This is a genomic window from Allobosea sp. 2KB_26 (genome assembly GCF_052115715.1).
In the GTDB taxonomy this organism is placed as follows: domain Bacteria; phylum Pseudomonadota; class Alphaproteobacteria; order Rhizobiales; family Beijerinckiaceae; genus Allobosea.
Map to the genome: position 1 here is coordinate 816,435 of NZ_JBFRHE010000001.1, position 13,057 is coordinate 829,491.

A 13,057-nucleotide genomic window follows, 5' to 3' on the forward strand; every position below is an offset into this window, starting at 1 on the left:
ATGGTTGATGAGAGACGCCAGCTCGGGATCACCCGGGAGTGGCAGGCTCCAGGCGAACGGAAGACGAGGCATGGACAGAGAGGTCCCAGCGGCCGAGATGGGCACGGTCGCGACGACACGGGAAACCACCCGCTTTTCGCGGCCGCTGCGCTACGCGATCCGCGCAATCCTGTTCCTCGCCCTGATCGGATTCCTGGGCTTCATCCTCCAGGGCGGCCTCGTCACGGCCTTCATGACCAATCCCGGTCTCAACGGGCTCATCCTCGGCGCGCTCCTGGTCGGAGCGCTGATCGCACTGCGTGAGCTCTGGCGCGTCAACAGCGAAGCGGCCGCTGCGACCCGCCTGGCCGCAGCGCCCGGGCTCGCCGATGTCGAGCGCGGCCAGGTCATTGCCCCGCTTGGTCCCGTGCTGCCGGCCCTCGACGCTGGTACCCTCGCCCCTACTCAAGCGGCCTCCGTACTCGAATCGATTGCGGTCAGGCTCGATGACGGTCGTGAGGTCCTGCGCTATCTCGCAGGCCTGCTCGTCTTCCTCGGCCTGCTCGGCACCTTCTGGGGCCTCCTCGAAACCGTGAGCTCGGTCGGAAACGTCATCAAGAGCCTGCGCACCGGCGCGGAAGCCGGCGTGCTCTTCGACGAACTCAAGGCCGGCCTCGCCGCACCACTTGCCGGCATGGGCCTCTCCTTTTCGTCTTCGCTCTTCGGCATCGCGGGCTCGCTGATCCTCGGCTTCCTGGAACTGCAGGTCGGCCAGGCACAGCGCCGCTTCCGCAACGAACTCGAGAGCTGGCTCGGCTCGCGCAGCCGGGAGGCGGCCTCGGCCGTCGCAGCCCCCGGCTTCGGCCCCGATATCGGCCGCAATCTCGGCGACAAGCTCGACCGGCTCAGTGCAGCGCTGGCCGACGGCCCCAATAACCGCGCCGCCACTCAGGCCATCTCGAACCTTGCCGAAGGCGTTCAGGGGCTGGTCCAGCACATGCGCGCCGAACAGCAGCTGATCCGCGACTGGGTCGAGGCGCAGGCTGCCCGCGAGAAGGATCTGAAGCGCCTGATCGAGCGCCTGACCGCAAACGGCGTCTCCGAGCCATGACCCCCTCGTCGGGCTTGCTGACGAAGGCGTACGCGAAGCCGAAGGAGGCCTGAAGCCATGGCTTTGTCTCGCACCTACCGCCGTGAGCAGCTGAACTTCTGGCCCGGCTTCGTCGATGCCCTCTCGACAATGCTGATCGGCATTGTCTTCCTGCTCTCGGTCTTCGTGCTCGGACAGTTCTTCCTGTCGCAGGAACTGACCGGCAAGGACACCGCGCTGGAACGGCTGAATCGCCAGATATCAGAGCTGTCCGACCTGCTTGCGCTGGAGCGCGTCTCCAACCGGCAGGCCCAGGAGAACCTGCTCCTGATGCAATCGACCCTGACGCGCGAACAGAGCGAGCGCGGCCGCTTGCAGGGTGCGCTCGAAGCGCAGGCGACGAACGGACCAGCCCAGCTTGCCGACACCCAGAAGGCGCTCGACGCGGAGAAGCAGCTCTCGGCGAGAGCCCAGGCGACGGTCGAGCAGGTCAACATGCAGATCCAGGCCATGCGCCGGCAACTCGCTGCGCTCGAACAGGCCATCGAGGCTTCCGAAGCCAAGGACAAGGAATCGCAGGCCCGTATTGCCGATCTCGGCTCGCGCCTGAATGTCGCCCTCGCCCAGCGCGTGCAGGAACTGGCCCGCTATCGTTCCGACTTCTTCGGCCGTCTCAGGCAGGTGCTCGGTGCACGTCCCGACATCCGCGTCGTCGGGGACCGTTTCGTCTTCCAGTCAGAGGTGTTCTTCGATGCCGGCCAAGCCGTGCTGAAGCCCGAAGGAAAGGCCGAACTCGACAAGCTCGCAACCATCCTGACCGATCTCGGCCATGAGATGCCCCCCGATATCCCGTGGATCCTGCGCGTCGACGGCCACACCGACGCGCGCCCGATCCGCTCCGCACAGTTCCCGTCCAACTGGAGCCTGTCGACGGCCCGTGCGGTCGCGGTTGTCGAGTATCTGATCACACGCGGCCTCCCCGCCGACCGCATCGCCGCAACCGGGTTCGGCGAGTTCCAACCGCTCGACCTCGCCAGCAACGATGAAGCCTACCGCCGCAATCGCAGGATCGAATTCAAGATCACCGAGCGGTAAGGGAAGGCCGACCTTGCGGCCTCCCCGACCCGCATCGCGTCGATCCAGCCAGACGCCCTGGCCGGAGAGGTATGCGGCACCAACCTTAGAATGCCAGCTTCGATCTCTGCTGACCGTTCGCATCGAAATTATCCGGGCTCAGCCAAGCCTCGTAGCCGGCCTTCAGGCGCGGCCAGTCGCCATCGATCATCGCGAACCAGGCCGTATCGCGGTTTCGCCCCTTGGTGACCATGTGCTGCCGGAAGACGCCCTCCGGCGTGAAGCCGAAGCGTTGCGCAGCGCGCTTGGAGGGCTCGTTGAGGTTATTGCATTTCCACTCGAAGCGGCGATAGCCCAGCGTGTCGAAGGCATGGCTGGCAAAGAGATAGAGCGCCTCGGTCGCGACGCGGCTGCGGGCGATCGCGGGGCCCCACAGGATGTTGCCGATCTCGATCACGCCATGCACAGGCTCGATCCGCATCAGCGCCTGGCGTCCCTCCGCCCGACCGGTCCTCTTGTCGATCACGGCAAAGAACAGCGGATCGGGCGATGTTGACGCTTTCTCGAGCCAGGGATTGAAGGCTGCCAGATCGGCTGGCGCCTCTTCGAACAGATAGCGGAAGCGGTCATCCGCCCCCGGTTCCTGGGCCGAGATGAAGAGATTCTTGCCGTGCAGCGCAGCATCGAGCGGCTCGAGCCGGGTGTAGCGCCCATCCAGTGCTATGCGCTCCGGGCGCGCCACGCCCTTCCAATGTGAGAGATCCATGATGCGTTCCTGAAGTCGAACCGGGTTAAGACCGAGACAGGCGACAATTGTCGGGATTGCCGGTAGGATATAAACGGCCAGTTCATGGATTTTCACCAGACCACTTTGGACGTCGCGACAACGCCTCTGCATCCGGTGTGGTCTCCACTCGATCGAAGCGCAGGGGATCTTGAAGGACAGGTCTACCGCGCGGTACGCGACCGCATCCTGCAGGGACAATTGCTTGCAGGTCAGCGCCTGCCGTCGACGCGCGTTCTGGCCAACGCGCTTGGTGTCGCCCGCTCGACCGTCGTCCTGGCTTATGACCGGCTCAAGGCCGAAGGATATCTTGAGGCCGCGTCAGGATCGGCCAGCCGCGTCGCCCCCGTTGCGAAACTGCCCTCCCCCGGACCGGATCGCGCTGAGCCCACCACCCCATGGCCGATTGTCGAACCGCCCGCCCAGAGATTCTTCGAGCCCGGCATTCCGGACCTGGCCGACTTCCCGCACGCAACCTGGGCACGGTGTCTTGGCGCCCGAGCCCGCTCGCTGCGGATTCACGATCTCGGCTACGGCGACGCCGGTGGCATTCGCGAGTTGCAGGAAGCGATCATCGCTCATGTCGCCGACCGGCGCGGGGTTGTCGCGCGGCCTGAGCAGGTCCTCGTCCTTCCCTCGACCAGGGCGGCGATCGGCCTGCTCGCGTCCATCCGGCTCCAACCCGTCGCAGGCGATGCCAGCATCGCCTGGATGGAAGAGCCTGGATACCCGGCGGCACGGGCCTTGCTGCAAGCGGCCGGAGCCCGCATCGTCCCGGTCCCCTGCGACAGCGCAGGGATCGATGTCAGCAAGGCCTCCGGCCCGCCAGCGCGGCTGATCTATGTCACGCCCTCGCATCAATATCCCACAGGCGCAACGATGAGCCTGCAACGACGACTGGCCTTGCTGGAGGTCGCGCAGGCCAGCGATGCTCTCATCATCGAGGACGACTACGACAGCGAATTCCAGTACGCATCCCGCCCGATCGCGGCGCTGCAGGGCATCGATCGGAACAATGTCGTCGCCTATCTCGGAACGTTCTCGAAGGTTCTCGCGCCGGGTGTTCGGGTCGCCTATGCGATCGTCCCGCCCTGGCTGCAGGAAGACGCCAATCTCGGTCTGCAACTCCGGGGCGCGGTTGTACCGATCCATGTTCAGGCGGCGCTTGCCGATTTCATCCGGGAGGGACGGCTGCGCGCCTATATCCGCAAGATGAACGCCGCCTATGCCGCGCGCATGGCCATGAGCCTCGCGGCCCTGAGCCATCATTGCGGGCAGGTTCTGCACCTCAGCAGCGGCGCGGGTGGCCTGCAGCTCGCCACATGGTTCAAGGATCAGCGGATCGATGATCGCGCCATGGCTCACAAACTCAGCCGACACGGCTACGCGATGCAGCCGATGTCGCGCTTCCATCTTGGTCAGCCCCGGCCCGGGCTCGTCTTCGGTATCTCACGCGTATCCTCCGACACGGTCGAGGAGGTTGTGGCGAAACTGGGTCGGTTGCTCCGGGAGTGACCGCGCGACCGTTCAGGCGGCGGCGCGCCGGATGACATCCGGCCCCGAACCGTGGATCACCTGCCTGTCGTGATAGAAGGCGATGAACTCCTTGGCAGGCAGCGGCTTTGCAAAGAACCAGCCTTGGGCAAAATGCACGCCGTGATCGAGCAGGTATTCGAACTGCTCTCGGGTTTCGACGCCTTCTGCGACAATGAACAGGTTCAGCGCCTTGGCCATGTCGATGATGTGAGAGGTCACCGAACTGGTCGCCGTGTTTCGGCCGATCGTATCGATGAAGGATTTGTCGATCTTGAGGGCATCCAGCGGCAGGCTCTGCAGATATTGCAGGCTGGAATAGCCCGTCCCGAAATCGTCGATCGCGACGGAATGCCCGAGCTTGCGGGCCTGAACGATCGTCTCCCGCGCCGGATCGATATCGATGAAGCCGCGTTCCGTCGCCTCGAGCCAGATTTGCTGCGGCCTGATGCCCGTCGGTTCGAGCGCCGTCTGGATGAACGACAGAACCCGCCCGGTCCTGATATCGTCCGCACAGAGATTGATGGCGACGTGAAGGGACCGATCGGCCACCAGCAGTGCTTTCAGGTCGTGGATCACCGCGTCCATGATCTGGTCGGTGATCGGCATGATCAGCCCGCTTTCCTCCGCAAGCGGCACGAAGAGATCCGGCTGCACCAGGGAGCCATCGGGGCGCCGCCAGCGCACGAGGGCCTCGGCGCCGACGCAGATGCCGGTCTTGAGTTCGATGATCGGCTGATAGTGCACGATGAATTCGCGATTGCGCACGGCGATCGTCAACTCGCCCAACGGAGAGAGGCGCTTGCGGGACAGCCAGATGATGATGCCGACAACGAAGGCCGCGATGAAGGCCCCGACGGGCAGAAGCAGCATTCGCTCACGCCGAAGGGGCTTCAGCAGGCTGTCGCGCGACTGGGCCGCCACCGCGACCCAGCCTTGTCCGTGGGCTGCGGCAAAGAGGCTGTGATCATCCATGCCTTTGCGAGGATTGGCGAGGAGGCTGTGCAACAGTCCGGGATCAGGATCGTTCAGGGCACCGATCAGCACGCCCTTGTCGTTGCCAACCGCGATCTGGATGCCGGGGTCGACGATAACGTCAACGAGGCGCACCGGATCGATCAGGACATTGTAATCCCTGTAATGCAGCGCCATCCTGGCATCGCCGCCACTCACCAGCGGCGACATCCTGACAATGACCTCGACGCCGTCTGCGGTCACGTAATCGCCGGGAGAGTGAGCGATCCTCTCGGCCGTCTGCCCCCAGGATGTGCATTTCAGCATTCCGTCGCGAAAATACCCGACCTCATCGATCGAGCGGTTATTGATGGTGAGCCTGCGCATCGCGGCAATATGCTCCTCCGAGCACGGCTCATGCGAAGTCCCGGCGATGGCTCGCAAGGCCTCACTGGCTCCGCTGAAGGCGGTGTCCGCGCGCACGATCACCCGCCTGGCAAACAACTCCAGCCGCGCCTGCTCAGCGCGTACGGCAAGGGTCCAGGAAATATGGAGCATCACGGCAATCGGAAGCATTGCGCCGACCAGGGCCAGCACTGCCGCGACAAGGATGATGTGAAAACGCTTCACGCTCGCGCCTTCAATGGCGTGCACCCCATCAACGAGTGGAGCGTACGGGTTCCGGTACTGCCGCGCAATTTGCGCCAGGGAACGGAACCAATGTCTTGTCGAACTGCGGCAATATCGAACCGACGCCCTGCAGGAACGACGCAGACGTTACGATCCGCTCCAGGGTTTGCCCCGTGCGAACAGTCGGAAATCTCAGCGAGCGCGCCGGTTCACCTCTGAAACGTAACGTCTGCTCGCAACTTGATGCCTCGCGAAAGCATCGGCCCGAAAAGTGGATTGCGGTTTTCGGAAAAGCCGAGGCAATCACAGATGGTTAGATCATCCTGCGGCGCCGCTCGCGTGGAGCGCCCTGGCGTTGAGGGCGATCGAAGGGAGGCACGCGGGCGCCCGTCCCCATGCGCGAGGGCAGAGCAAAGCGCCAATGCGCGATGGCGGCGTCATCGCCGTCATCGCGTCGTGAGACCGGGGACTCGGCATGGGTCCGGTTACGTCCGGAGCACTCTGCTACGTCCGGAGCATTCGGCTACGCCGCCTCCAGCCCGAATTGCAGGGCGGCCAGCCTGGCATAGAGCCCGCCTCTCGCCTTGAGTTCCGCGTGGGTGCCCTCCTCCACCACCCGGCCCTCGTCCAGAACCAGGATGCGATCGGCAGAAAGGATGGTGGCAAGCCGATGGGCGACCACCAGCGTGGTGCGGCCCTGCATCAGCCGGTCGAGCGCGTCCTGGACCGCGCGTTCGCTTTCGGAATCAAGCGCTGAGGTGGCCTCGTCCAACAGCAGGATCGGCGCATCTTTCAGCACCGCCCGGGCGATCGCCAGACGCTGGCGCTGGCCGCCCGAGAGCGTCACGCCCCGCTCGCCCACGAGAGTGTCGTAACCCTGCGGCAGAGCCCGGATGAAGCCGTCGGCTGCAGCAAGGCGGGCGGCTTCCTCGACCTCCTCGCGGCTCGCATCGGGGCGCCCATAGGCGATATTGTCCCGCACCGAGACTCCGAACACGGTCGGTTCCTGCGGCACCAGGGCGAAGCGTTGCCGCCAGGCTTCCGGGTCGGCGTCGGTCCCCGCGACGCCATCGACCATGATGCGGCCCGCAGTCGGATCAAAGAAACGCAGCGCAAGCTGCAGCACCGTGCTCTTGCCGGCCCCCGAGGGGCCGACCAGTGCAATGCGCTCGCCGGGGCGGACGCTGAAGGACATCTCGTGCAGCGCCGAGACGGTCCGACCGGGGTAGGAGAAGGAGACGCGTTCGAAGGCGAGTTCGCCGAGCGACGGCTCGGGCATCGGCTTTGGCTGCGCAGGTGCGGTGATCGCCGGTTGGGTCGCGAGAATTTCGCCGAGGCGCCCTGCCGCACCGGTGGCCGCCGAGATCTCGCCATAGACCTCGGAGAGCTGTCCGAGCGAGCTGGCAGCCAGAACGGCATAGAGTACGAATTGCGAGAGCCTGCCGCCGGTCATCCGGCCGGCAAAGACATCCATGGCGCCGACCCAGAGCACGCAGACCACGCTCGCGCTGACCAGGAAGATCGCGACACCCGAGAGAATGGCTCGCGAGCGCGTCGCCGAGCGCGAGGCCGCATAGGCATCGTTCGAGGCACTCTCGAAAGCCCGTGCCGTCTGTCGCTCGGCCCCGAAGGACTGCATGGTGCGGATCGCACCGACGGCCTCCGAGGCGAAGGCCGAGGCATCAGCCAGGCGATCCTGCGCCGCCCGCGCCCGGCGCCGGACCGAGCGTCCGGAGAAGACCAGCGGCAGCACGATCAGCGGGATCGCGGCGATGACGATGGCCGAAAGCTGGGGGCTCGTCACGACCATCAGCGCCAGCGCGCCGAGAAACATGATGCCGTTACGCAATGCGATTGAGGCAGCCGAACCGAAAGCCGATTTGATCTGCGTCGTATCCGCCGTGAGGCGCGAGACGAGGTCGCCGGCGCGGCTCGAATCGAAGAATGCGGGCTCGAGCCGGGTCAGATGAGTGAAGACATCGGCGCGCAGGCTGGAAACGATGCGCTCGCCAATCGTCATCACCAGATAGAATCGCGCCGAGCTCGCCAGCGCCAGCACGGCGACGACGCCGATCAGCAGCATGAAATAATTGTGGGCGAGCGCCTGGTCGCCGCCGGAAAACCCGACATCGATGACGCGACGGACGGCGAGCGGCAGCACCAGTGTCGCGCCCGAGGCGACGATCAGTGCGAGGACGGCCAGCGCGATCCGCCCCTTCTGCGCCAGCGCATAGGGCCAGAAGGAGGAGAGTGAATGGAAATCGGGGCGCGTCTTTTTCTGGTCTTCGTTATCTTCGGCCACGCTTCACTGTCCTGTCATGCTTGCGCTGTCGCTTCGCCTGCGCTATTGCGCTGGCGACTTCACGACAGGCTCATACGAATTGTTCGACGGGCCGGCCAGCTAGCCTGGTTATCGACCGTGCCCGCTTACGATTGAGGATTTCGCCATGAAGACCGGCATCCATCCCGACTACCACACCATCAAGGTCGTCATGACCGATGGCACCGAATACTTCACGCGTTCGACGCTCGGCAAGGAGGGTGACACCCTCAATCTCGACATCGACCCGAAGACCCACCCGGCCTGGACCGGCGGCACCCAGCAGCTGATGGACCGCGGCGGCCGCGTCTCGCGCTTCAATTCGCGTTTCGGCGCCCTCAGCGCACTCGGCAAGAAGTAATTCGGCCGTCGATCGTCCCCGATCGACGCAGCATGCAAACACGAAAGCCCGGCCTTACGGCCGGGCTTTTTGCGTTTCGGGCGGCGATTGGTCGCGGGCGCGAGCCCGCGCATCAGGCTCAGTTGAGCAGGGCGAGTCGCGATTGCAGGCTGCGGATCTGGCTCTGGACAGGGTTCGGAGTGACCTCGAATACGTCTGAACCGGACATCAGCCCTTCGAGATGGCGGATGCGATCCTGCAGGCGGATGGAGTGGGCAATCAGATCGCGCAGCCTCTGCGGCAGGCGCATCGCCTCTTCCTGCACCGGCGAGAGCATCGGCTCGGCGATCTTGACCTTGTTCTTCTCCAGCCGAGCCTGCTCCGCGGTCATCTCCCCTTCGGCCACGGCGCGCTGTACCAGCAGCCAGGAGGCGATCTGCATCAGCCGCGTCGTCAGGCGCATGCTTTCGGTCGCATAGGTCAGCGCAACATCGCGCGGGAGTGCCGCCGACTCGGCGCGGCCGTCGCCATCGAGATAGCTCGCCGTCAGCTCGACCAGCGCCATGCCCTCGCGAAACAGCAGCATGAAGCCGTCCGATTTGACGAAGCCCCTTGCAAAGGAAAGTGCGCCTTCATCCGGCCCGGACTTCAGCAGCGTCATATCGGTCATCGCGACGTCTCCAATCGGCACAAAGGCGTGTGCGTCTGGGACGCGCCACGGATTGATACCGTCACAACGGCAAGAATAGCGCCGTTGCATTGTCGAGACTCTGGTAAGATGTTGTTAACCTTAACACGCCATGAAGGCCAAAAAAGAGCCGCCCCGAAGGCGGCTCGAAGGTCAACAGGGAGGCGTCAAACAGAGTGGGCAGGAGCCACTCGACATCCAGAGAAACTGGATGATCGGATTCATACTTTGGAATCGTTAAGGAGCGGTTAAGAGCGCCGCCGCGCCAGCATATTTGCGCAAGGAAACGCCAGGATTGGGCGACAATTGCCCTCCTCCCGTGCCGGTCGGCCGGGTCGATGCGCGCTTCTGCAAGGCGGGCACGACGAAGCCTGGGCCATTCGTGCCGGGTGTGTCCCGTGCCTCAGCCTATCTTACGGAAAAAGGCATCCGCGGCCGAGCGCGAGGCATCCTTCTTGGCCCTGATCTCCATCAGGCGCGCAATCTCGCTCTTGAGCGCCTCGATGCGTTGATCGATCTCCGCGAGCGACAGCATCGCGAGATCCTGCCCGATCTGGTGAATGGGTTGCGGCGCGGGGCGGTCATCCTCTGAAAATATCGACATGGCTGCCTCATTTTCGAAACGCGACGGCGGAGACTAGCCGGCTCGCCGTCGCAAGGCCACTATCTCTGCGAAGCAGGCGTCGAATGCGGACGCCTCATGACCGACGAGGAACAACCAGACGTGATGCCAACCCTTCCCGAGACGATGACCGCGATCGGCTTTACGGCCCCCGGAGGTCCTGACGTGTTGCGTCCTGAAACACGGCCCGTGCCGAAACCGGCCGCAGGCGAGGTTCTCGTCGAAGTTGCGGCCGCCGGCATCAACCGGCCCGATGTCCTGCAACGGCTCGGCGGCTACGCTCCGCCGCCCGGCGCCTCGGATATCCCGGGTCTCGAGATCGCGGGCCGGGTCGTGGCGGTCGGGGACGGCGGCAGCCGCTTCGCGATCGGCGACCCGGTCTGCGGACTCGTCACAGGCGGCGGTTATGCCCAATATGCGAGCGTCCACGAGAGCAACGCCCTGCCGATCCCCGTCGGGCTGTCGCTGATCGAAGCGGCCGCGATTCCCGAGACTTATTTCACCGTCTGGACCAATGTCTTCCAGCGCGGGCGGCTGAAGGCCGGCGAGAGCTTCATGGTCCATGGCGGCACGTCCGGCATCGGCACCACGGCGATCCAGCTCGCCAAGGCCTTTGGCGCGACCGTCATCGCAACGGCGGGCTCCAATGAGAAATGCGCGGCCTGCCGCGAGCTCGGTGCCGATTTCGCGGTCAATTACCGGGAGCAGGATTTCGTCAGCGCAGCGAAGGAGGCGACCGGCGGCCGCGGCGTCGACCTGATCCTGGACATGGTCGGCGGTGACTACATCTCCCGCAATTACGAGGCGGCGGCCGAGAGCGGTCGCATCGTTCAGATCGCCTTTCTGAACGGCCCCAAGGCCGAGGTCGATTTCCGTCGGCTGATGATGAAGCGCCTGACCCATACCGGCTCGACATTGCGGCCGCGTACCATCGCCGAGAAGGCAGCAATCGCCGCCGAACTGGAAGGCAAGGTCTGGCCGCTGCTGGCCCAGGGTCGTTGCAAGCCGGTGATCCATGCGACCTTCCCCTTTGCAGAGGCCGCGGCCGGGCATCGCCTGATGGAGAGCAACGCCCATATCGGCAAGATCGTCCTGACGATGTGAGGCCCCCGCTGTCGCGATGGCGGTGCTCGCATTGCTTGCCGGGCCCTGTCATCATACCGATCACAGGGCTGTCCGAGCCACCAGCGCCTTCCGCGCTTTTTCTTGGACAGCCTCCATGGCTTTGCATATAACGCCCGCATCCTGCTCATCGCTGATGATTTGGATGGCCGGCCGAGGAGGCCGGTCGGCGCATGAGAGCTTTTGTCCGCGACCCTGATCCGGCGTAAGCCGCCGGCCTTCGAGATCCAGGAGACGATGCCGTGTCACAACCCCCGCTGATGCCGAAAGCCACTGCGGTCTGGCTCGTGGAAAACACGTCGCTGACCTTCGAGCAGATCGCCGAGTTCTGCAAACTCCACCCGCTCGAGGTTCGTGGCATCGCCGATGGCGAAGTCGCCGCCGGCATCAAGGGCCTCGACCCCATCACCTCCGGCCAGCTCACCCGTGAGGAGCTCGAGCGCGCCGCCAAGAACCCGAACCATCACCTCAAGCTCGCCGAGCGCAAGGTTAAGGTGCCCGAGATCAAGCGCGCCAAGGGGCCGCGCTACACCCCGGTCTCCAAGCGTCAGGACCGCCCGAACGCGATCCTCTGGTTGCTGCGCAACCATCCCGAGCTCAAGGACGCGCAGATCATCCGCCTGATCGGTACGACGAAATCGACCATCGCCCAGATCCGCGACCGCACCCACTGGAACGCGCAGACCCTGACGCCGGTCGACCCGGTCAGCCTCGGGCTCAGCTCGCAGATCGATCTCGACTTCGAGGTCGGTCGTGCGGCCAAGGATCGCCCGGCCGCCCTTGCGGAGGCAGGCTCGACCCTGCTCCCGGCCGAGGAGACCACCGCGCGGGAGCCGGTCCACGCAAGCCAGCCTTTCGCCGACATGAGCAAGCCGAAGCGCGAGGAGGAAGCGGCCATCGACGTCGATTCAGTCTTCGCCAAGCTCAAGCAGCTCAAGCGTCCGGCCGACGAGGACGACGAGATCTGAGGTCGCTGACGACCGAGCGGCCTGCCTGTCGCGGAGAATGGCCTTGGCATCCGATCTTGCCTTCACCTTTCTCGGCACGGGCGCGCCGCCGGTCAGCCTGCGCCGGGCCGGTCCGTCCCATCTCGTCGAGGGAGCCGGACGCAAGGTCCTGATCGATTGCGGTTCAGGCGTGAGCCAGCGCCTGGTCGCCGCTGGCCATCGCGGCGCCGATATCGACCTGCTCATCGTCACGCATGAGCATTCCGACCATCTGGTCGATTTCTACCAGCTCGTGGTCTCATCCTGGCACCAGGGCCGCGCCCGCCCCTGGCGTGTGCTGGCCCCTGCCCCCGCACTTGCCAATATGCGCGCGCAATACGAGGGCTTTGCCCGCGAACGCGCCTTACGCATTGCCTTCGAGAAGCGGCCCGACGCCACGGGGCTCGATGTGCAGTTCGAGGAACTGCGCGAAGGCGTTGTCTCCGGGCTGGGCGAACTCGCGATCGATGCCTTCCTGGTTGATCACCGACCCGTCGAGCCCGCTTTCGGACTCACGATTTCACTCGCAGGCAGCCGCCTTGTCTTCTCCGGCGACACGCGCCTGACACAGTCGCTCGAACGCGCCGCGCAGAATTGCGATCTGCTGGTCTGCGAGGTCTTCATCGACAGTGAGATGCCCATCATCGCCGGTATTCGCTCGGCCGAGACCGTGGCGGCCGTGCAGGCCTATCACATGACCCCCGCCATTGTGGCGAAACTGGCGACGCAGGCCTGCGCCGGCATGCTCGCGCTGACGCATCTGGTCCCCCCTGGCGCCGACACCTCTCGGCTTGCTCGCGAGATCAGGACGGCAGGTTATGCCGGCCCGCTGATTGTCGGCGAGGATCTGATGGCGCTCGATGTCGGCGAACGGCTGTTGCGCTGGAATGGCGCGACGATCGGGGTCTGAGCCTCGTCATCGCGAGCCCGGCGAT

At 65.0% G+C, this 13,057-nt stretch carries 12 protein-coding genes; 7 read left to right on the forward strand and 5 right to left on the reverse strand.

The features are described from left to right. The first annotated feature begins 97 nt into the window (after positions 1 to 97). The gene (locus AB4099_RS04030; RefSeq protein WP_113513383.1) at positions 98 to 1,090 is read left to right on the forward strand and encodes a flagellar motor protein MotA; all 993 of its coding nucleotides are present in this window, start codon (positions 98 to 100) and stop codon (positions 1,088 to 1,090) included. A 57-nt stretch (positions 1,091 to 1,147) separates the two neighbouring features. Then, on the forward strand, positions 1,148 to 2,164 hold the full coding sequence (locus tag AB4099_RS04035; RefSeq protein ID WP_113513290.1) for a peptidoglycan -binding protein: 1,017 nt from the start codon (positions 1,148 to 1,150) through the stop codon (positions 2,162 to 2,164). 85 nt (positions 2,165 to 2,249) lie between these two features. Here the strand turns inward: AB4099_RS04035 and AB4099_RS04040 are convergent, their stop codons facing one another. Beyond that, positions 2,250 to 2,909 carry a GNAT family N-acetyltransferase gene (locus tag AB4099_RS04040; protein WP_441477109.1) on the reverse strand — a complete coding sequence of 220 codons (660 nt, stop codon included), beginning with the start codon at positions 2,907 to 2,909 and terminating at the stop codon, positions 2,250 to 2,252. Positions 2,910 to 2,993: 84 nt separating this feature from the next. Here AB4099_RS04040 and pdxR point away from each other — a divergent pair, with 84 nt between their 5' ends. Beyond that, the gene (gene pdxR, locus AB4099_RS04045; protein WP_441477110.1) at positions 2,994 to 4,442 is read left to right on the forward strand and encodes a MocR-like pyridoxine biosynthesis transcription factor PdxR; all 1,449 of its coding nucleotides are present in this window, start codon (positions 2,994 to 2,996) and stop codon (positions 4,440 to 4,442) included. Between the two features lie 12 nt (positions 4,443 to 4,454). On the opposite strand, the gene AB4099_RS04050 is transcribed toward pdxR, so the two are convergent. Further along, positions 4,455 to 6,044, reverse strand: coding sequence for an EAL domain-containing protein (locus AB4099_RS04050; protein ID WP_441477111.1), 1,590 nt, complete (start codon positions 6,042 to 6,044; stop codon positions 4,455 to 4,457). A 523-nt stretch (positions 6,045 to 6,567) separates the two neighbouring features. Then, complete coding sequence (locus tag AB4099_RS04055; RefSeq protein WP_441477112.1) at positions 6,568 to 8,346, reverse strand: ABC transporter transmembrane domain-containing protein; 1,779 nt, start codon at positions 8,344 to 8,346, stop codon at positions 6,568 to 6,570. Between the two features lie 145 nt (positions 8,347 to 8,491). On the opposite strand from AB4099_RS04055, the gene rpmE reads away from it, so the two are divergent. Next, positions 8,492 to 8,725 (forward strand): 50S ribosomal protein L31, encoded by a 234-nt coding sequence (gene rpmE, locus AB4099_RS04060; RefSeq protein WP_043238453.1) that lies wholly within the window; start codon positions 8,492 to 8,494, stop codon positions 8,723 to 8,725. 118 nt (positions 8,726 to 8,843) lie between these two features. On the opposite strand, the gene rcdA is transcribed toward rpmE, so the two are convergent. Further along, positions 8,844 to 9,374: a protease adaptor protein RcdA gene (rcdA, locus tag AB4099_RS04065; RefSeq protein WP_113513280.1), complete on the reverse strand. Its 531-nt coding sequence runs from the start codon at positions 9,372 to 9,374 to the stop codon at positions 8,844 to 8,846. A 421-nt stretch (positions 9,375 to 9,795) separates the two neighbouring features. Beyond that, the gene (locus AB4099_RS04070; protein WP_113513278.1) at positions 9,796 to 9,996 is read right to left on the reverse strand and encodes a DUF1192 domain-containing protein; all 201 of its coding nucleotides are present in this window, start codon (positions 9,994 to 9,996) and stop codon (positions 9,796 to 9,798) included. Between the two features lie 120 nt (positions 9,997 to 10,116). Here AB4099_RS04070 and AB4099_RS04075 point away from each other — a divergent pair, with 120 nt between their 5' ends. The 3 genes from AB4099_RS04075 to AB4099_RS04085 all read left to right on the forward strand — a co-directional run bounded on the left by AB4099_RS04075 (position 10,117) and on the right by AB4099_RS04085 (position 13,032). After that, positions 10,117 to 11,118: an NAD(P)H-quinone oxidoreductase gene (locus AB4099_RS04075; protein ID WP_441477663.1), complete on the forward strand. Its 1,002-nt coding sequence runs from the start codon at positions 10,117 to 10,119 to the stop codon at positions 11,116 to 11,118. 260 nt (positions 11,119 to 11,378) lie between these two features. Continuing rightward, positions 11,379 to 12,104: a DUF1013 domain-containing protein gene (locus AB4099_RS04080; RefSeq protein WP_113513274.1), complete on the forward strand. Its 726-nt coding sequence runs from the start codon at positions 11,379 to 11,381 to the stop codon at positions 12,102 to 12,104. Positions 12,105 to 12,147: 43 nt separating this feature from the next. Next, complete coding sequence (locus AB4099_RS04085; protein ID WP_441477113.1) at positions 12,148 to 13,032, forward strand: MBL fold metallo-hydrolase; 885 nt, start codon at positions 12,148 to 12,150, stop codon at positions 13,030 to 13,032. The last annotated feature ends 25 nt before the right edge of the window (positions 13,033 to 13,057 follow it).